Source organism: Elusimicrobiota bacterium (assembly GCA_028718185.1).
GTDB lineage: Bacteria > Elusimicrobiota > UBA8919 > UBA8919 > UBA8919 > JAQUMH01.
This window is the reverse complement of the sequence record JAQUMH010000002.1, coordinates 68,375-89,877: the sequence shown is the minus strand read 5'-3', so window position 1 is coordinate 89,877 and position 21,503 is coordinate 68,375. Positions and strand designations below refer to the sequence as shown.

Genomic DNA, 21,503 nt, shown 5'->3' with positions numbered 1-21,503 from the left:
TTGGTCGCCCGATAAGGTTTTTCTGATAATGAAGGGTGGGCAAGCCCACCCCTACGCGAGAAAGTCTGAAAAATATGGACTTTAATTTGTGAAATCAGGGAATATCGGTTATTTCAGCGGACTCAAAAACAATTATGAACACCAAAATTAATAATAAAGGTTTTACTTTAGTGGAATTAGTGATTACTATGGTAATACTTGTTATAATTGTATTATCAGTAATGAAAATACAATATTTTATGAGCAGGCAAACAATTAGAATAAAAGAGAAGGCGTTTGCCACTCAAAAAGTAATACAGATGATGGAAGAATTAAGGTCGCTTGTTTCAGGTTCAGAAAAAGAGAAAATCAATGTTTTAGACGATTATGACGATGGTGTTGCATATAAACCTGTATTAACTACAGATAAAAACGTAACCGACCCATCAACAGTATCAAGCGATAATGTAAGCGTTAGTAATGGTTGGAAATATGTTAGACGGATATCTGTGTTTAAAGTTCCCGAAGAATCTTTTGTCCGTAAAGTATATGTCAGGGTATATAGATCATCACCTTCCAATCCGTCAGCATCTCCGGAAATATTAGCAGAAACAATGAGTATTTTAAAAACAATTTCGTCGCCATATGTTCCTACGCAGGTTATGGATTTATATGTTTTAGCGATAGAAAATGTTCCCGGGTGGTGGACTAATTTATGGACAATGAGACCTATGTTTGAAGGTATAATACAAGATTTGCAAACAAGATGTACAGGGTTTGAAATACGAACCCACTGGATTACACGTCTTTCATATGGCAGGGACCAGCAATATCTCCCTTATATCAATAGAGCTGATTTTACGGGTAGTATTGTTATGCCATCTGTCTATCTTTATCCCGGGAAAACTCAGAAAGTAGATGGTGGCGAATATTACTTTTATGATCCTGATAGAATGCAATGCAGGGTAAATGTTGACGGTGTACCTAAAAATGGTCCGGTTACAGATGCTAAAAGTTATGCTATGAGTGACAGGTATAATAATGCGGTAAGATATCCTGATGAGTTACGGATTTATAACGCCGCAGTTGCTGCGACACCCTTAGGTAACCCGCCACCTGAAATAAGTTTAAGAATGTTATTAGAAGAGCTGAATTCAGGAGATATTAATAGTAATAAAAATATAATATTAGTAAATTTACACGGAGAACTTCTGCCTGTACCACCTATCCGTAATTATTCAGATGCTGCTAAAGACCCACAGAGTTTTCCGTATGAGCGTGTGGTATCACATCCTGAAAACTTACGGTATCCTAACAATTCTAATATAACGTTGAGAGTCTATGCGTATTTTATGGATCCGGGCAGCCATCCGGGTAATCCAACTTTACCGGTTGCGACGGTTTTTATACCTGATAAAAATATTCCTACAGGGTCAATTGAGGTAACAAGAATTGTTGGGAGTGATTCTGTTAATTATCAAAGTTCAGTGGTTACTGAAGACCCTGCTAGATATGAAGTTAGTCATCCTATCGTAGGAACTACTTTAATTAAACTATATAATACTCCATTAAGGCATCCAGAAGCGCCAGATAATACTGGATTATCTGTAGCACAATGGGTATATGGTTTGGAATATATTCCTTGTCCTGTAGGAAATGATTTTAGTCAGGATCTTACTGATAATCATCATCAAAGACCCAAAAATACTGCAAGATGGATTATAAAATTTACAAATACACTTGGTGCGCTAAATGGAATGAATACTTTTGAAACCCGTATTGGAAATGACCTTACAACAGGGACACCTCTTAACAAACCAAGTAATTTATCAAGAACATATACCTGGGTAGGAGTCACTCCACCGCTTACTGAACAATATCAGTTATTAGGTGATGCACGGCATTGTCCTTATGCAGATGTTAAACAAAGACATGGCTATAATTGGTATTTTGCTGCTGTTCCTTCTGGTCCTAACGATTACAATGGTTTTGATAAAACGCAAAATGGCTGGAATGGTCAACTTGAGATTGATATTCCAAGAATTTTCTCAATATACCGTCAAGGACTATTAAGGACCCAGGCAATATGGTCATCTATAAACGGTTTCTGTTATTTTTACTATGGGTTAGGGGGTGAATTTGGAAGTAATACTGAACCTATAGAAAATTCAATGGCGTTTGGAGAATTACCATGGATTACGGGTTCTGGAGTAGGTGTTATATATGTAGATGAGATATGGCCGGGTTCTGGGGTATCCGCTCCATTTTATGGTGGTGTTACAGATACCACTTCCCGTCATCCTAATAGTCGTATAGTTGCTAAGAAAGATAATAACTGGTACTCAAGATACTGGTTGGGAGAATTATACCCAGATAATGTATTTGCAACACAATGGAACATTAACGGTAACTTACCAACAGGTATATCTCCTAATGAATATTATCGTGCACAATATACTACTTTTGGTGATTTTAATACAAATAGACTAACTGTGACAGCGGATAGAGGATGTACAACATTTTTAAATGGTGGAAGTGTTCCGGGAAAATACTTTAGGCATATGTATGGTGGAAATGGAAATATAACGGCATTGGGAACATATATTTCAACTATTTTTAGTTTTCCTTTACTGGACGCAATATTGGCTGACAGACCGTTTAAACTTGATGATACTGGAGATGAACCTGATGAATGGAATGATGCTATTTATAGCAGTCAAAGAACTATCCTTTCAATTCCTGTGGTTGGTGGTGTTTCCAGAACTTATTATGATTCTACAAGAGCTGGTTGTACCGCTTCTTCCACAGTAAGAGTGAGTTCCGGTACGGTTAGCAGTTTTTATTTATCAGTTTCCGGATTCGCAATTCAGGCAAATTTTGGAGCTGCTCAGATAGGGAAGTTTGCTTTAACGTCAGTATTTAGAACATTTTTAGACGCAGGTCTATATACCGGGCAAGATTGGATTTCTCAGGTCCCTTTAGTAGCTATAACAAATCCTACAAATGTTCATTCTACATTTAGTACTTTTCCAATTATTATTGAATCAAGTATAAACTGGAAACGGTGGGGCAATGAAGATTATACTGAGGAATATACTACTTTAGCTCCTTCGTATAGCGAGACGACACCGCTTGTATATAGTATAAAATATTCCAGCGACAGGGGTGCGACATGGCATTATTGCGATGATAATAGTTTAACTACTGCAGGACATAAGGATACATTCCATGACAATGGTACCTCTTATTCCTGGGATGTATCAGATGCAGCGCTTTTTCCAAAAGGTTCATATATAGTACGCGTGGAGTGTTATAGGCGAAATCTTGATTTACATTACAGTTATGACCAAATCCAAATTTATATTCAAAGGTAAAATATGAAAAGAAAAGGGCTTACCTTAATTGAAGTAATTATTTCATTAGCTATTTTCCTTATAATTGTTCCCGGTGTAAGCATGTTGCTTATTAATGTTACACGCGGTTTTACTTCTTTTGAAGTAGCAAATACTTTAAAGAAAACTAATCAGGAGACGCTTAACCGGATATACTTGAGGTTATCCGAATGTAAAAGAATCTTTGATAATAGCCCGACAGGTAATGACTATTCAACAAGAATAGATACTTCTACGGTTGCAGGTTGTCCTAAAGGATTAAGCGATAGTCACCTGCCAAAAATTGAAGAGGGTGCTATTGTCGCTCCCGGAACTTTAGTATCCAGTCCTACTTCTGTCGGTAATAGCCTTTTTTTTGCTACTAATGATTCAGCAAAAAGTGTATTTGATGCAGTTAATAATATCACTCATACTATAGATGTGTATAGGTTTAACTATTATTACCTGACTTCTGATAATCCGAGGTCAATAACCGATAGGCAAAGTTACAGGATTGTTGAATGGCGAAGTGTTTTATATGCCGACTATTATCAATTAATGAATATCCCGCTAGCTTCAAGGACAGAAACCATTAAAGGTCTAGTCGCTCCTCCAAACAATGTTGTTTATGCCTGGAACGCATCAGAAGAAGTTTCTTCCGTAGCTTTTTGGACTTTGGACGGAGCAGGTAATATGACACCAATTGTCAACCCTACTTATAAAATACCTAAATTTCAATGTAAAGTTTTAACAGAAATGATTACAGGTATAATGGGCAGTGGTTATAAATATGGCATATCACCTAATAGTTCTGTTCCTACTGTTTGGGCACGTGCTCCTAAAATTGTTCCACAGTATGCAATTGCTGCCGGCAACTTCCCCGGTGGTTTTGAGGTAGTTATTGTAGGTAATCCCGGTGGTAGAAAAGTTTTTTTACGTAGTGTGTTAGTTGCTCAAGGTGCTATGGCAGGAATTCTTGGCGACGACCAATTGGTGCTGTGCAGTGTCCGTGACCTCTGGTAAACTTCCGTCAAATATCATTCTTGTCTTTTACAGACCGATTCACAATTAATAACAATCAAATTTTCTCCTTCACAATACCCCGTCAAGTGAAACTTGACGGGGATAAAGAAAAGGAGAACCTTGATACCCTGCGGCTTGCTGCAGGGAGATTCATTTTCCTTTTTGCAGCGGCTTTGTAGCGGCAAAGCGAAGCTTTGCTTTTGGAGAACATCTTTATATGAAACAAGCAGAGCTAACGCTCTGCGGCTACAATATTAGGATTACGAATAAGCTCGACTCTTAACTCCCAAAACTTGACTTTCCTTTTATGAAATGTAAAATGTTTACATGTCGCAAAAATTAAAACAAGCCCAGTTTGTTCACCTTCATAATCATACAGAATACTCTCTTTTAGATGGTGCCTGCCGTATTTTGGACGATAAAGGTAATCCTGCAATGTTATTGAAGACAATGGGAGAATATGGGTTTTCTGCACTTGCCATTACCGACCATGGCAATATGTTTGGTGCTATTGAATTTTACAATGGATGTCTGAAAGCAGGTATAAAACCGATTATAGGGATTGAAGCGTATCTCGCCTCAAAATCACATAAAAACCGAACTCAGGGTGAAAAAAATTATCATGTAACACTTCTATGTAAAAATGAGACCGGTTATAAAAATCTGACAAAATTAACATCAATAAGTTATCTTAATGGTTTTTATTATAAACCGAGAATAGACAAAGAACTTTTGGAAAAATATTCTGAGGGACTTGTTGTCTTGTCCGGTTGTCTTCGTGGCGAGATAGCTATGCTTCTTAGTGAAGAAAAGATTGGCGAAGCTAAGAAAACTGTTGATTTTTATAAACAGGTTTTTAAAGATGATTTTTATATTGAACTGATGGAAAATGGAATGCCTGAACAAAAAGTAAGTAACGAAAAGTTGATAGCACTTTCAAAAGAAATGTCTGTCCCGGTTGTTGCTACAAATGACTGTCATTATTTAAAAAAGGAAGACTCGGTAGCTCATGAAGTTTTGGTTTGTATTGGTACTGCATCCACGCTTGATGACCCCAAACATATGAAGTTTGCAACTAATCAATTTTACTATAAAACACCCGAGGAAATGATTGCTGTTTTTAAAGATGTTCCTGATGCTACAAAAAATACACTTGCCATTGCAGAGAAATGCAATCTTCAGATTGACTTTGGAAAACTTTATCTTCCTTTATATACTGTTGAAAGTGGTTTTACGCTGGATTCTTATGTAAGGAAGCTCTGTGAAGATGGTTTGAAAAAACGCTATGGCGAAGTCACAGACGAAATAAAACGCCGGCTGGAACACGAGTTGAAAATTATTTCGGATGCGGGATATTCCGGTTACTTTTTAATTGTATGGGATTTTATCCAGTATGCAAAAAAGAACAATGTACCTGTCGGTCCCGGGAGAGGTTCCGGCGCCGGCTCAATTGTTTCGTATCTTTTGGGTATTACTGATGTTGACCCGCTGAAATACGGACTTCTTTTTGAGCGTTTTTTAAATCCTTCCAGAATAACAATGCCTGATTTGGATATAGATTTTTCTGATGAAGGGCGTGAAAAAGTAATAAATTATGTAAGAACTAAATATGGCAGCGACAGAGTTGTACAAATAATAACGTTCGGTTCCATGCTGGCTAAAGGTGTAATAAGGGATGTAGGCAGAGTACTTTCAATCCCGCTTACCGAAGTCAATAAGATTGCGGGCATGATTCCCAAAGTATTGGGCATAACTTTAAGCCAGGCGCTTTCAATGGTTCCTGAGCTTCAGGCACTTTATAAATCAGATGAAAGAATAAAAAAATTGGTGGATATCTCGCTTAAACTTGAAGGGTTGAAACGGCATTCAGGAGTTCATGCTGCAGGAATAGTGATAGCAAAAGACGACGTAACCAACTACGTGCCGTTATCAAAAACATCCGACGATGTTGTAACCACGCAGTATGAAGGTAAACTTCTTGAAAAGATGGGTCTTTTAAAAATGGATTTTCTCGGATTAAGAACACTTACGGTTATTCGTGATGCTGTCGAACTTATAAGAAAAAAGCATAAGATTGATATCGATATAGAAAACCTTCCTTTAGATGATAAAAAAACATTTCAGTTACTGTCTGATGCAAAGGTTGACGGTGTTTTTCAGGTTGAGAAATCAGGCATGCGGGATTTACTTAAAAAACTGAAACCTAAACATATTTCAGATATTATAGCGTTAATTGCACTTTACAGACCCGGTCCGATAGGCAGCGGTATGCTTGATGAATTTGTTGCAAGATATCATCAAAAAGTAAAGTTCAAATATGAACACCCTATAATGGAAAGTATATTAAAAGAAACATACGGCATTATTGTCTATCAGGAACAGGTTATGAAAATAGCGACTGACCTGGTCGGACTGTCTCTTGCGGAAGCCGATACTTTCAGGTCTGCAATGTCCAAAAAAAATGTTGAATTAATTGAACAATACAGGGAAATGTTTATTGACGGTGCAAAAAAGAAAGGATTTACAAGGGCAGTTGCAGAAAAAATATTTACTAATATAAAAAGTTTTGGCGAATATGGATTTAACAAGTCCCATGCTGCTGCATATGGATTTATAACCTACAGGACTGCATATCTTAAAGCAAATTATCCCATCGAATTTTTTACGGCTCTTTTATCTTCTGAAATAGGGCATACCAGTATAAGTAAAGAAACTGAAAATAAAATTGTTCAGTATATTAAAGACGCGGAAGATTTTGAAATAGATATTTTCCCGCCGGATATTAATAAATCGTATTCAAAATTTGCAATAGAATCGGTAAATATGCCTGAATCCGGTAACTCTGTTGATGAACAAAAGCAGGGTAATAAGAAAAAAGGTATAAGATTCGGTTTGGTAGCAATAAAAAATATCGGTGAAGGTGCTATTGAAGCAATAATTATAGAGAGAGAAAAAAATGGGGAGTTTAAATCAATAAGCGATTTTACAGCAAGAATAGATTTCCACAGTGTTAATAAAAAAGTGCTTGAATCGCTTTGCAAGGCAGGTGCCTTCGATAAACTTTTGCCTAAAAGAGGAAATATTCCAATGAGAGATGTTTTCTGTGAAAATACAGAAAATATTATTTCTATTAGCGCAAGGAATCAGAAACAAAGGGAAAGCGGACAGTCGATGCTTTTTGATTTAATGACACCGTCTAACGAAGCGGCAGATATGAATGATAAGTTTGACGATTTACCAAAAGAAAAGCAATGGCATGAACACCAGTTTTTAGCGAACGAAAAAGAAGTATTAGGGTTTTATTTATCAGGGCATCCACTGGCAAAATATTCAGATGAGATAAAAATCTATACCAAAACAAATATTTCAGAAATCAAGAAAAATTCTAACGGAGGCAGCGGAATTGTTCGCGTTGCCGGGATTGTCGCTAATTTAAGGCGTATGGTATCTAAAAAGAAAGAACAATACGCAAGATTTAAGTTAGAAGATTTAGATGATGAAATAGATGTTCTTGTTTTCCCTAAACTTTTTAATGAATACGGCAAAGATACTTTAAAAATGGATGAAATGCTGGTTGTTTCCGGGAGATTAAATACTGAAACTGAACCACCCGAGATAATTGCTGAGGAATTAGTTTCTTTCAAGCAGGCAAGGAAAATACTTGTTCGCAAAATTACTATTACAGCTAATAGTGTTGCTCTTGAAAAATCAACACTTGAAAAATTGAAGGATTTTTTAAAACACCATCACGGGATAGCTAATGTTGAGTTCAACCTGATAGGTCATTTAAATAAAAATAATACAAAAATTCTTACAAATATAGAAGTCGAGCCCAACGATACGGTTATATCAGGTATAGAGAAAATATTGGGTAAAGGTGTCGTTAAATTTTCTTGACAAAACTCTTGTTTTTTGCTAAATTGTATAGCTAATAAACCCATATTATTGGATATAGCAGTCGGTTTTATCCGGCCCGTTTATTTGGGTCTGAATTACGTAGTTGCACCTTATTTGGGTTTGAATTACGTAGCCGCACCGCCTTGCGGTGCTATTGTAGTTGTTTGCCCTTGGCAAACCATGATGTTTAACTAAAAATATAATACTAAAACAGAAAATGGATAAAATATCGCAACTAGGTCAAGTTTTTACACCTCCTTCCGTTGTATGCCGGATGCTGCAATTAAGAAAAAAATATGGTAAAGTTCTAGAACCGGCAAGCGGAGACAATATATTTGTTAATAGTATCCCGGGTTGCGTGGGGATTGAAATTGATCCGGTCTGCAACAGGGGACGTTCTTTGAATATAGATTTTTTCGATTATTCGTTGGATAATAAATTCGATACAATTATCGGAAATCCGCCGTATGTTCGTTACCGTGATATTTTAACATCAACAAAAAAGAAATTAAATTCCAGTATTTTCGATTCACGGAGTAATCTTTACTTGTTTTTTATTGAAAAATGTATTAAACACTTAAAGGATAGCGGAGAATTGATTTTTATTACGCCTCGTGATTTTTTGAAAGCCACATCAAGTATTAAATTAAACAAATTTATTTTTGAAAACGGAACAATTACAGATGTCGTTGATTTGGGAGATAGAAAAATATTTAATGGTTTCAGCCCTAATTGTATAATATGGCGATTTGAGAAAAATGATTTTAGCCGGAAGACAAACAGTAGTAAAAATTTTGTTTTTTATAACGGGCAGCTGCTTTTTACCGAAAATGTTTATCCTGTAAAGTTTAGTGATATATTTTATGTAAAAGTAGGTGCAGTAAGCGGGAACAATGAAGTTTTTATAAACAGTAAGTACGGAAATTTAGATTTCGTTTACTCCGGCACTTGTAAAACAGGCAAAACGGTAAAAGTGATTTTTAATAAAAAGATTAAATATTTAGATAAATATAAGAATATTTTGTTACAGCGTAGAATAAAAGAATTTGACGAATCAAATTGGTGGACTTGGGGACGCAGTCATTATTTAACGAAAAAGAAAAGAATTTATGTGAATTGCAAAACCCGGAATGCTAAACCGTTTTTTATTCATAAGTGTATTAATTATGATGGTTCAGTATTGGCAATATTTCCGCATAATCAGAAACTCGATCTAAGAGAACTTTGTGAAAATATGAATGAAATTAATTGGAATGAGCTGGGATTTATTTGTGACGGAAGATATCTGTTTTCACAAAAGAGTATGGAGAATAGTTTGTTGCCGGGAAATTTTAATAAATATATTGACTGGCGAAATTAGATGTTATTAAAAGATAAATAAAAAGTATTTTCTGGTTATTTCATTATACATACAACATTGTACATTACACGATTTTAAAAGGAGGAATGTTTATGTCTAAGAAGTTAGTTGGTTTTATTATTTTTACCGTTTTTGTTTCAAAGTTATTTGCCGTAGCACCGCAGACAACAACATCACAAACTACAACACAACCGGTCACAACACAACCGGCAGCAACACCATCAGTTACAACACCACCGGCTACGACACCATCAGTTACAGCGCAACCGGCCGCAACACCATCGGTTACAACACCACCTACTGCAACACCATCAGTTACAACGCAACCGGCTACAACACCAAAGGTTTCAACACCACAAACTACACCTTTACAATCTACGTCACCACAAGTTATAAAAACTCAGCCTACACAATCGACTGCAACACCACAAAAATCAGGTACGGTAACCAAGACTGGTTCTACAATGGTAGTTTCGCAACCTGTTGCAAAACCTGTTGATTATTACCAAATGTTAAAATCAACAGAGTCCTCAAAAAGACGTACAGCTGTTGATAATATAGGAAGGTTAAGAGATTCGAAGGACGTCCCCGTTTTAATTGGAGCGCTTAATGATTCTGACTCGGGTGTGAAGCTTGCTGCTTGTGAGGCACTTGGTCTTATGAGGGAACAGTCAGCAACGGATAAGATTATTGCATTATTAAATGATAAAGAACCGCAGGTAAGGCAAAGTGCATGTATTGCGCTTGGTTATATCGGAGATCCAAAAGCACAATTACCTCTCGTAGAAAGAGTGAAAAATGACCCGGATAGCTCTGTGAGAACACAAGCGATTTTAATCTTGGGGAATATGCGTTCACAATCAGCGGTTGATATATTTATCCCGTTACTAAAAGATAAAAATTTGGATGTACAGCTTTTGTCAGCACAGGCGTTAGGTAAGATTGGTGATGCAAAATCAGCACCTATGATAAAAGAGACATTAAATATATCGCTTGGAGCAATAAAAAATGAAACAGATTCTTACCGGCAAGTTCAATATAAAAGGTTGATTTTAGAATTAATTAAAGCATCGGGTGAATTAAAAGATAAATCATCTGAACCGGATTTAGAAGCACTTTTGAAAAATGATGACAAATCGATAAAGATTGCCGGCGCTTCTGCACTTGGAAAAATCGGAAATAAGTCAGGGCTTCAGGTTGCAAAGGATCTCGTAAATGATAAAGATGAAACTATAAAGACCCAGTCGATTGAAGCTCTTGGAAATATTGGAGATGTTTCTGCAATACCCGTTCTTGAAAAAATATATAATACTGATTTGAATAACAATATAAAAGAAGCAGCAAAAGTATCACTATATAAGCTTGGTTGGCAGCCGCCAAAAGCCAAGCCGGCAGTGAAACCAGCAGTGAAGAAGGAGATTAAGAAATGAGAAAAATAGATGTCAAATATAAAAAATTGTCCAATGTCCAATGTCCCTGCCTCGTGGCAAGGCGGGCAATGTCCAATGTCAAATATAAATGGTTAATATTTGCATTTTTTATATTATTATTGACTTCGGACTTCGGACTTCGGACTTCGGACTGTCTTTTCTCCGAAACCCCTAAACCTTCGGAGATAATTGACATTCAGACTGCGGAGGTTGTGGAATACTCTAATTACGAATTAAGTTTTCGTATGTATGGTTCCGGCGGGGTTCTTTCAAGGATGGTTTTCGGAGTTTTTAAACCGATTAATATTGGTATGTCGTGGGATATTAATCATCTTATCGGGGCCGGTTCTACAAAGGTTGATACAATGCCGCCGGCAATATTTTTTAAGGCAAGAGTTTATTCCGGCGGGTTGATGATTCCTGCAATTGCTATCGGATATGATGGTCAGGGTTATGGGAATTTTAATAAAGATATAGATAAATACCAGTACAGGGAAAAAGGCGTTTATTTAGCTTTGACCAGAGAGTTTCTTGTCCCGGGTTTTGAAACAACTTTTGGATGTAATATATACGATTTTGATAAAGAAGGAGTATTCGGGTTCGTTGGAGTAAACTATGGAGTAGAAAACAAACTTCTTCTTCTTGGAGAATATGATAATATCCGGTCTACTCCGGGAAATCGCGCCAATCTGGGAATAAAATTGCTTATTACGAATAACGTTGATGTGGAATTAGCAGGGAGAAATCTTTTTAAAGGTCCCGGATCTGAAAGGTTAGTAATAATCAGGTATAAGGGTAATTTTTAGTATAAGAATTTAAATAATTTATCGCAGAGAACACAAAATATTTGCAGATTACGCAAAAAAAAAGAGACTTTTTCTGCGGTTTTTGCGAAATCTCCGCGTTTCTGCGAAATGTCGAGCAAAGCGAGGACTAACTTGTAAATATATGGCTAATGAAATAAGTACTCTTGATTTTGAAAAACCTGTTATAGAACTTGAAGACAAAATATTAGAATTAAAGAAAATGTCTGAAGAGCACAAGCAGGATTTTTCTTTAGAGATTAAAAAACTTGAAGAAAAATGTGAAAATCTAAAGATTGAAATTTATTCAACGCTTACTCCGTGGCAAAAGGTTTTGATAGCGAGGCATCCCAGCAGACCTCATACGCTTGAGTTTATAAATTTAATAATGACGGATTTTATTGAGCTTCACGGCGATAGAAGGTTTGCCGAGGATAAGGCAATCGTTTGCGGGTTTGCAAAATTTAACGGTGAAGCGGTTGCCGTTGTCGGACATCAGAAAGGCAGGACTACCGAAGAAAATATGATGAGAAATTTTGCAATGGCAAATCCGGAAGGTTACAGAAAGGCACTTCGCATTTTTAAACTTGCTGAAAAATTTGGAAGACCGATTATAACATTTATTGATACTCCCGGTGCATATCCCGGAATAGGTCCGGAAGAGAGAGGGCAGTCGGAAGCGATTGCCAGGAATCTCCTGGAGATGTCTCAGATAAAAGTTCCAATTATTGTTTGTATAGTTGGGGAAGGCGGTAGCGGTGGGGCACTTGCGATTTCCATAGGCGACCGTTTGTTGATGCTTGAGAATTCTATTTATTCTGTTATTTCGCCTGAAGGGTGCTCAGCGATTTTATTTAAAGACGGTAACTCTAAAATTTCTGAAGTAGCAGAATCATTGAAACTTACCGCGCAAGATTTGAAAAAAGCTTCAATGATTGATGAAATTATAAAAGAACCGTTAGGTGGCGCTCATAGGAATGTGGATGAAATAGCAAAAGCACTGAGTTTAAGTATAAAAAAGCATCTGACAGAACTTAAAAAATTAACTATAGACAAGCTTTTAGAAGAAAGATATAAAAAATTCAGGAACATAGGTGAATTTAAAGAAATAAAACGCAGAAATCCACAGGTGAAAAATAAAGCAGATATCCGCAAATAATCAGCAGTAATCAGCGGTTGAGAGTATCAGCAGTAATCAGCAATCGAAATTATCAGCAGTAATCAGCGATTGAAAGTATCAGCAGTAATCAGCGGTTGAGTAAATCAGCGGTAATCAGCGATTGAAAGTATCAGCAGTAATCAGCGATTGAGTATATCAGCGGTAATCAGCGATCGAGTAAATCAGCGGTAATCAGCGTTTGGGAGGGAGTAAATGGATAAGTACAATGATGTTGATTCGTTGGCATGGGATGCAGTTTTTGGAGATGATGAGACAAAGAAGTATTGCCGGTATCTTATTAGAAAAAAAGCACAGGAAAAAGGAATAGGACCGTCGTCACTTTACGAGCTTTATAAAGCGATGGGAAAAGGCGAGGTTTCCGGTTTTTCTGTTCCTGCAATGAATATTCGCGGAATGGCTTATGATATGTCCCGTGCAGCATTTCGCGCGGCAAAAAAGACAAAATCAGCTGCAATACTCTTTGAGATTGCGAGAAGCGAAGTCGGATATTGTGACCAGAAGCCGTCTGAGTTTGTTTCAGCTGTACTTGCGGCTGCACTTAAAGAGGATTATAAATATCCTGTTTTCATTCAGGGCGACCATTTTCAGGTTAAAGAAAAGGGGTATAAAGAAAATCCGGCAAAAGAACTTGAAGGAATAAATAAACTGGTTGTTGAATCAGTTGAAGCAGGTTTTTACTCAATTGATCTTGATACCTCAACTCTTGTTGATTTGTCAAAACCTACAGTAAAAGAACAGCAGAAAACAAACTACGATGTTGCAGTGAAACTTACAAATTTAATCCGCTCAGTTGAGCCGAAGGGTGTGACAGTTATGCTTGGCGGTGAAATAGGGGAAATTGGCGGAAAAAATTCAAATGAAGAAGAACTGCGCGCATATATCAGCGGGTATTATGAAACACTTGGCAAAGATAAAATAGGTATTTCAAAAATTGCCGTGCAGACAGGCACTACCCATGGCGGTGTTCCCCTTCCGGACGGTACTATTGCAAAGGTAAAACTTGATTTCGACACGCTTGAGAAACTTTCAAAAATTGCTCAGAAAGAGTACGGGCTTGCGGGTTGTGTCCAGCATGGTGCATCAACTCTTCCGGCGGAGCTTTTTGATAAATTCCCGAAAACCGGAACTGCTGAAGTTCATCTTGCAACAGAGTTCCAGAATATGGTTTTTGACCACCCGAAATTCCCGGCAGATTTGAAAAACAAAATGTATGAGTGGCTTAAAGTCAGCGCAGCTTCGGAAAGAAAAGAGGGGCAATCTGACACGCAATTTTTCTATAAAACCAGAAAGAAAGCATGGGGTCAATTCAAAAAAGAGATATGGTCAATTGATAAAAACATCAGAGAAGAAATTATGTCCGAATTGGAAAAGAAGTTTGTCTTTCTTTATGAAAAACTCAATGTCGTAAAAACTGATAAAATAGTTAAAAAGTATGTCAAAGTTGTTGAGGTAGATATAAAAAAGCCGGAAACATCCGGAAGTGCCGAGAAATTTGATGGTGCTGACTAAAAATTAGCTTACTATCATTATTTACTTGATGAGGACTGTAATTGTAGTTGCACGCCCTTGGCGTGCTATATCGATTACTAGAAAAATATGAGTGATCTTAATCTTATTACATGTATTGTTCAAAGAGGGAAAGCTGACAAAGTTGTAAAAGATGCAATGAAAGCCGGTGCTGAGGGTGCAACTATTTTTTATGCAAGAGGGACGGGAATACGGCAAAAACTTGGTTTTTGGGGCAAAATAATCACACCTGAAAAAGAAGTTATTCTTATCGTGACAAAAAAAGGGCAAACTAACAACGTGTTCGATGAAATTGTTAAATCAGGTAACCTTGAAAAACCGGGACAGGGATTTGCATTTATTCATGCTATTGATAGGGCAATTGGGTTTTTGGAACAAGACACAATGGCCTTAAAATAGAAATCAATGAAACTTATATTTTTAGTATTTTTAATAGCGATAACTAGTTTTTCTATATATGTTCCTGATATTCTGAAAAAAACCACAGGTGATATTAAGCAAAGTATAAAATCCTTAAAAGAAAACAATATAAATTTATCGCAGAAAGAAGTAGATAAAGAACAAATAGAAAATCTGAAGAGTTTGCAGAATGAACTCGGGTTCTCTGCTGAAAAACCCATGGTAGAGGTCGAAGTCGTTTCACCGATACTGGATAAATTTACAGATTTATCTTCTGCGAAAGCGGAAGATCCGGTAAAAAATATTAAAAATACGATTGATAGATTTTACTTAAAGATTGTAAATTATATTAAATCAGTATTTTTAAAATCTGGTTCAGATATTACGTTTTTTGGTTTTATTATCATTCTTGTTACATTCGTTTCAAAATTCACAGGAATTCACAGGTTAGCATCTTTAATGAATAGGCTTGGTTGGTTTTTTTCGAGGTTTTCTTTATTTATCTTTTCTATAGCAGCTATTATTTTGCGTTTTCTATTAAAAAGAAATCTCTGGCTTGATGTAGGAAACGATCTGTTCTTTATACCGCTGCAAATATTAGTTGCTTCTTCACTATCCTTTAAAATAATGGATTCTAATTATCCGATATGGAAACGGTTGTTTGGCAGTTTTATTTTACCTATCATATCCGGCACAATAACATCAGCAATACATTTTTTGTAGCGCTCTATATACAGAAATTTCAATGTTTAGCAGAGCTATCGCTCTGCGGCTACAATATCAATTGGTCTGTAGTTGCCCGCCAACGGTTCAATGGTGGGCTTAACTTGATGTATAAGAATTTCAATGTTATCACGCCGAGGGCGTGAAACTACAATTTAGTTATAGTTTTGTAGTTGCACGCCCTTGGCGTGCCTAATTCAAAGATTAACTATTAAATAATGCGAATTAAACATCCCAAGTGTCAGGTTTTTCTTTATAACGAAAAAGAGCCTTTAAATATTTTTGATTTAAAAGGTTTAGTTGCCGTAGCAATCAGTAGCTCTGAAGAGAAAAAAAATATAGAATTTATAAAAATAAGCGGTTTTGATGAAAACAATAAAAAAATATCTATTAGACTGGATTTTGGTAGTATGACTACCGATGTAAATAAAGCAGAAGATGAACAATCAGACGAAGATTCAAAAATTAGTAAGTTATTTGGTGAAATTTTACTACAACTTAATTATATAACAAAGGAACAGCTTGAAGAATGTCTGAGCTTACAAACAGAATCTCACTATAATAAAAAATTAGGAGAAGTTTTAGTTGAAAGGGGATTTATAGAGCCAAATAAAGTATTGGATGTCCTTTCTCGTCAAATAGGGGTAAGTTATCTTAAAAAGCAGTTCCGGTCAAAAAAATAAGCTTGATTGTTACATCGAGTGTCTCAGTTTGAAACTTTCTTTATTAGCCCGCCGCCCAAAACCATGTCTTTTTTGTAAAACACTGCAGATTGTCCCGGAGTAATCGACATTTGCGGTAAACTAAACTCAACATTAACATCCCGTCCGTCTAAAAATATTTTTGCTTTTGATTCTTTGTTTTTATATCGAATCCTTACTTTTGCTGCAATAGGGAATTTTTTTGGTTTATGAGTTGTCCACGAAACATCTTCTAACGAAAATTCTTTTCCTAATAAATCTTCTTTTTTGCCGACCGTAATTTCATTTTTAACTGTATCAATTTTTGTAACAAATATGGGATAACCAACCGATAAACCGAGACCATGCCGCTGCCCGATTGTATAAAATGGTAATCCTTTGTGAATTCCTAAGATTTTTCCTGAAGTGTCAATGAAATTTCCTGTTTTAATTTTATCTGCGTTAATCTGCGTTTTCAAAAATCCGCGGTAATCAGCACCTTCAACGAAACATATTTCCTGGCTTTCCTTTTTATCCGCAACTTTAAGATTCAATTCTTTAGCCATTTTTCTGATTTCAGTTTTTTTATAGTCACCTAACGGAAATAAAATATGGGGTAGGTTTTTCTGGGTAAGACCATAAAGAAAATATGATTGATCTTTCATATTATCAATACCCTTTTTTAATAAATATCCGGCATTAGTTTTTTCTATTTTTGCATAATGACCGGTTGCCAGAAAATCACACCCTAATCCTTTTGCGAATCTTAACATAAAATCAAATTTTATTTTCAAATTACAGACGATACAAGGATTTGGCGTTCTGCCTTTAAAATATTCAGAAATAAAATTATCAATTACATGCTTATTAAATATATCTGTTTTATCAATTACATAATGTTTTATCCCAAGTTGCTGTGCAGTTAATCTGGCAACGTTTATGTCATCAGGAGAACAGCACTGTTTCCCCGAAGTATTGTTTTTACACAAAAAAAGCCGCATTGTGCAGCCAATAACCTCATATCCTTCTTTTTTAAGAATATATGCAGCAAGTGAGGAATCAACCCCACCCGACATTAACATTAAAACTTTTTTTTTCATAGATTTCTATCAATTATCATATAGAAAAACGGAAGTCTGTATAAAACAAATTATTCTAAATGAGAAAGAAATATTATTTTTTTAATCGCGAGTGAGGGACTTGTTTAGTTATTGAGTTATAGGATTATAGGATTTTAACTCTATGAACCCTACAACTCTACAAACTCTATGACTATTTTTGTTTCTTGAGTTTTTTATAGTAGTCATCAATAGCGGCACGAAGTGCTTCTTCGGCGAGAACCGAACAATGCATTTTGACAGATGGAAGTCCGCCTAACGCTTCTGCAACTGCGCGATTTGAAATTTTTAATGCTTCATCAATATTTTTGCCTTTTACCATTTCTGTTACCATTGATGATGTCGCTATAGCTGCCCCGCAGCCGAACGTCTTAAATTTAGCGTCAATAATCACACCGTCTTTAACCTTTATATAAAGCCGCATTATGTCGCCACAGACCGGATTACCGACATTACCAATCCCGTCAGCATCCGGTATTTCACCTACGTTTCTCGGATTGTTAAAGTGTTCCATTACTTTTGAAGAATATTGCATAATATCTCCTATTAAAATTAATAAGCTAACGCCGACTCCGCCACTAATACTTTGGCGGACAGGCAAGGTCGGTAACTACATCAATAATGTAGTGGCAGAGCTTGCTCTGCCTACATCAATTCACTTATTTTATTTTAGATTTTTATTAGCTTTTATTTTATCTTCCCATAAGGGTGATATTGAGCGTAGTCGATCGACTATTTTAGGCAAAGTTTCCAAAAGTTTATCAATATCTGCTTCAGTTGTGAAATGTCCGATTGAAAATCTTAATGAGCCCTGCGCTATTTCCGGTTTAATACCCATAGCAGCCAGGACATGAGATGGTTCTAGCGTTCCCGAACTGCAAGCACTGCCTGTTGATGCTGCAATCCCCTCAAGATCTAATGAAAGTAAAAGACCTTCGCCTTCAATATAATTGAATGAAAAGTTAGATGTATTTGGAACCCTCTTTGACGGGTGACCGTTTAATTGCACACTTTCAATTTTATCGAAGATACCTTTTTCAAGTTTTTCATGTAATTTCTGTAACCTTTTGTTTTCTTCTTCCATAGTTTTTTGCAAAATATCGCATGCTTTTGCGATACCTACAATATAGGGAACATTTTCAGTTCCGGCCCGACGGTTTTTTTCATGACTTCCACCGTGTAAAAGCGGATGTAACTTTGTACCCTTTTTTATGTAAAGGACACCGATACCTTTGGGGGCATAAAATTTGTGACCGGAAATTGAAAGCAAATCAACATTAAGTTTCTTTACATTAACAGGGATTTTTCCGGCTGACTGGACTGCGTCGGTATGAAATACTATTTCATTTTTCTTGGCAATTTCGCCTATTTCTTCTATCGGCTGGATTGTCCCGATTTCGTTGTTAGCATGCATAATAGATATGAGGATTGTTTTATCAGTAATTGATTTTTTTACATCATCAGGATTTATGATACCATATTTATCAACCGGCAGATATGTTACTGTAAAGTCAAAATGTTTTTCCAGGTAGCGACATACTTCAAAAACAGCATGGTGTTCAATTTTGGAAGTAATTATGTGGTTTCCTTTATTTTTTAAGGCAAAAGCAGTACCTTTTATGGCATGGTTATTTGATTCGGTCCCGCAGGAAGTAAATATTATTTCCGATACATTTTCAACTCCAAGAAAATTTGCGACTTTTTCCCGGGAATCTTCAACTGCTTTCCTTGTTTCCTGGCCAAAATGATGAACGCTGGAAGGATTACCGTAAAGATTCTTAAAATATGGAAGCATTGCCTCAAGAACCTCGGGATGAACCTGAGTAGTGGCATTATAATCAAAATATATTTTTCCCATTATTTTATATTAACAAACTGTTGAATAAAAGTCAAGTATTTTGTATAATAAAACAAATACAATTTTGATGAATTTATTGAGTGAAAATTGTTATTTTAAATTTAATCGATACGCAGTTCAAATTATATTTAAAAGGAGCATAGTATCATGGATAAAACAGGTGAGATAAAACTTGTTGAGAAGATTGTTGAGGCGAGAAAAGAGATTCTTGAACAATTGAGAAATGTCATTGTAGGACAACAGGACATTATAGACCAGATTTTGATTTCAGTTTTTGCTAAAGGACACTGCCTTATTGTCGGAGTTCCGGGTCTTGCTAAAACACTTTTAGTTTCAACAATATCACAGATTCTTGATTTAGAATTCTCAAGAATTCAGTTTACTCCTGATTTGATGCCCTCAGATATAACAGGGACAGAAGTTATTCAGCAGAATGTCTCAACCGGCGAAAGGAATTTTAAGTTTATAAAGGGACCTGTTTTTGCAAATATAGTCCTTGCTGATGAAATAAACAGGACCCCGCCGAAGACACAATCGGCGCTTCTCCAGGCAATGCAGGAATATAAGGTGACAGTAGCCGGTCAAACATATCCGTTACCATCGCCGTTTTTTGTTCTTGCAACGCAAAATCCTATAGAACAGGAGGGTACATATCCTTTACCGGAAGCACAGCTTGATAGGTTCTTTTTCCAGATAAATATCGATTATCCGAATGTTGATGATGAAAAAGAAATCGTGCGTAAAACAACAGGAATATTACCGGTAGAAATAAAAAATTTATTGAACGCTAAAGAGATATTAACACTACAGGAAATTGTAAGGAAAGTTCCGGTCAGCGATTATGTGGTGGATTATGTAGTAAAACTCGTTTCTGAAACACGTCCGAAAAATTCATCACTTGATTTTGTAAAAAAGTGGATTAACTGGGGAGCGGGTCCGCGTGCTTCACAGAATCTTATACTTGCCGGAAAAGCCAGGGCTGTGCTTGATAATAGATATACTGTTTCTGTGGAAGATATAAAAGTGGTTGCATTCCCTGTTTTAAGACACCGGCTAATTTTAAATTATACGGCGGAGGCAGAAGGGATAACTACCGAAGATATTATTAAGAAACTTTTAGAAAATATAAAACCAAAATGAAGCAATCTTTTCTGCTTTGATTTAACCGGAACTGTCAAGGAGAATGTTTCTTTCTGCAAAATAATATGAGTACGAAATCTTATCTTGACCCGTTAGTAATTGCAAAACTTTCAACAATGGCTTTAAAAGCAAAATTTGTTGTTGATGGTTTTATATCCGGGCTTCATACAAGCAAGTTCAAGGGGTATTCTGTTGAATTTGCCCAGCACAGGGAATATTCTTTTGGTGACGAATTGAAACATCTTGATTGGAAAATCTACGGGAGGTCGGACAGGTATTTCATAAAACAATATGAAGAAGAAACAAATCTAAAGGCATATCTTTTGCTTGATGCGAGTGGTTCAATGGGATATAAGTCTAACGGGATTTCTAAATTGGAATATGCATCGTATCTTGCTGCTTCACTTTCATATATGATGATAAAACAAAGTGATTCGGTCGGGCTTGTCGTATATGATACGGGAATAAGAAAAAATATTCCGCCGCGTTCCAGTTATAATCATCTATCCGTTATATTTGACGAACTTTCATACCTGTCTACAGGTGGTGAAACTGATATTTCGAAAATACTTTTGGATTTTTCAAAAAACCTTAAAAAAAGAGCACTTATTATCCTGATTTCAGACCTGTTTGATGAACAGGATAAAATAATCAAAGCGGTAAAAAATTACAGATATGCCAAACATGAAGTTATTGTTTTTCATATTATGGACAAGATGGAGGAAATTTTGGATTTTGGGGGTAACGTTTTGTTCAAAAGTATGGAAAATAGTGATTTTTTGGTTACTGAGCCGGAAATTATTAAAAAGGAATATCAAAAACTCATCTTAGAGTTTGTCGGGAAATATAGAACGGAATTTCAAAAAGCAGATATTGATTATTCTTTTTTTAATACATCAACCCCGCTTGACATAGCATTAACTGATTACTTTTCAAAAAGAGAGAAATTATGAAGTTTTCTGCGCCAAATTGACAATAACCATAAAATTGTAGCTGCAGAGCGTTAGCTCTGCTT

At 36.1% G+C, this 21,503-nt stretch carries 16 protein-coding genes; 13 read left to right on the top strand and 3 right to left on the bottom strand.

Features of this window, described 5'->3' with window-relative positions; genetic code table 11:
* The first annotated feature begins 134 nt into the window (after positions 1-134).
* From PHE88_04950 to PHE88_04900, 11 genes are all read left to right on the top strand, one after another.
* A complete protein-coding gene (locus PHE88_04950) occupies positions 135-3,353 on the top strand; it encodes a type II secretion system protein (protein ID MDD5687165.1) in 3,219 nt (1,072 codons plus the stop codon).
* A 3-nt stretch (positions 3,354-3,356) separates the two neighbouring features.
* Positions 3,357-4,373 (top strand): prepilin-type N-terminal cleavage/methylation domain-containing protein, encoded by a 1,017-nt coding sequence (locus PHE88_04945; protein ID MDD5687164.1) that lies wholly within the window; start codon positions 3,357-3,359, stop codon positions 4,371-4,373.
* Positions 4,374-4,700: 327 nt separating this feature from the next.
* The gene (locus PHE88_04940; GenBank protein ID MDD5687163.1) at positions 4,701-8,270 is read left to right on the top strand and encodes a DNA polymerase III subunit alpha; all 3,570 of its coding nucleotides are present in this window, start codon (positions 4,701-4,703) and stop codon (positions 8,268-8,270) included.
* 217 nt (positions 8,271-8,487) lie between these two features.
* Positions 8,488-9,630 (top strand): class I SAM-dependent methyltransferase, encoded by a 1,143-nt coding sequence (locus tag PHE88_04935; GenBank protein ID MDD5687162.1) that lies wholly within the window; start codon positions 8,488-8,490, stop codon positions 9,628-9,630.
* Between the two features lie 92 nt (positions 9,631-9,722).
* Entirely contained in the window at positions 9,723-11,060 is a 1,338-nt protein-coding gene (locus tag PHE88_04930) for a HEAT repeat domain-containing protein (protein ID MDD5687161.1), read from the top strand.
* Complete coding sequence (locus PHE88_04925) at positions 11,057-11,866, top strand: hypothetical protein (protein ID MDD5687160.1); 810 nt, start codon at positions 11,057-11,059, stop codon at positions 11,864-11,866. Before PHE88_04930 ends, PHE88_04925 begins: the two co-directional genes overlap by 4 nt.
* A 142-nt stretch (positions 11,867-12,008) precedes the next feature.
* Positions 12,009-13,022: an acetyl-CoA carboxylase carboxyltransferase subunit alpha gene (locus PHE88_04920; protein ID MDD5687159.1), complete on the top strand. Its 1,014-nt coding sequence runs from the start codon at positions 12,009-12,011 to the stop codon at positions 13,020-13,022.
* A gap of 213 nt (positions 13,023-13,235) precedes the next feature.
* Positions 13,236-14,552: a class II fructose-bisphosphate aldolase gene (locus PHE88_04915; GenBank protein ID MDD5687158.1), complete on the top strand. Its 1,317-nt coding sequence runs from the start codon at positions 13,236-13,238 to the stop codon at positions 14,550-14,552.
* Between the two features lie 87 nt (positions 14,553-14,639).
* Positions 14,640-14,969, top strand: coding sequence for a P-II family nitrogen regulator (locus PHE88_04910; protein ID MDD5687157.1), 330 nt, complete (start codon positions 14,640-14,642; stop codon positions 14,967-14,969).
* A gap of 6 nt (positions 14,970-14,975) precedes the next feature.
* Entirely contained in the window at positions 14,976-15,692 is a 717-nt protein-coding gene (locus PHE88_04905; GenBank protein ID MDD5687156.1) for a hypothetical protein, read from the top strand.
* A 218-nt stretch (positions 15,693-15,910) separates the two neighbouring features.
* Positions 15,911-16,375, top strand: coding sequence for a hypothetical protein (locus PHE88_04900; protein MDD5687155.1), 465 nt, complete (start codon positions 15,911-15,913; stop codon positions 16,373-16,375).
* Between the two features lie 23 nt (positions 16,376-16,398).
* Here PHE88_04900 and mnmA read toward each other — a convergent pair whose 3' ends face one another.
* The 3 genes from mnmA to nifS form a co-directional block, all read right to left on the bottom strand.
* A complete protein-coding gene (gene mnmA, locus PHE88_04895; GenBank protein ID MDD5687154.1) occupies positions 16,399-17,472 on the bottom strand; it encodes a tRNA 2-thiouridine(34) synthase MnmA in 1,074 nt (357 codons plus the stop codon).
* 172 nt (positions 17,473-17,644) lie between these two features.
* Positions 17,645-18,025 carry a Fe-S cluster assembly scaffold protein NifU gene (gene nifU, locus PHE88_04890; GenBank protein ID MDD5687153.1) on the bottom strand — a complete coding sequence of 127 codons (381 nt, stop codon included), beginning with the start codon at positions 18,023-18,025 and terminating at the stop codon, positions 17,645-17,647.
* Positions 18,026-18,154: 129 nt separating this feature from the next.
* Positions 18,155-19,348, bottom strand: a complete 1,194-nt coding sequence (nifS, locus tag PHE88_04885; protein MDD5687152.1) for a cysteine desulfurase NifS — start codon at positions 19,346-19,348, stop codon at positions 18,155-18,157.
* A 147-nt stretch (positions 19,349-19,495) separates the two neighbouring features.
* Here nifS and PHE88_04880 point away from each other — a divergent pair, with 147 nt between their 5' ends.
* Both PHE88_04880 and PHE88_04875 read left to right on the top strand, forming a co-directional pair.
* Positions 19,496-20,488, top strand: a complete 993-nt coding sequence (locus PHE88_04880; GenBank protein ID MDD5687151.1) for a MoxR family ATPase — start codon at positions 19,496-19,498, stop codon at positions 20,486-20,488.
* 65 nt (positions 20,489-20,553) lie between these two features.
* Complete coding sequence (locus PHE88_04875) at positions 20,554-21,441, top strand: DUF58 domain-containing protein (protein ID MDD5687150.1); 888 nt, start codon at positions 20,554-20,556, stop codon at positions 21,439-21,441.
* Positions 21,442-21,503 lie beyond the last annotated feature (62 nt).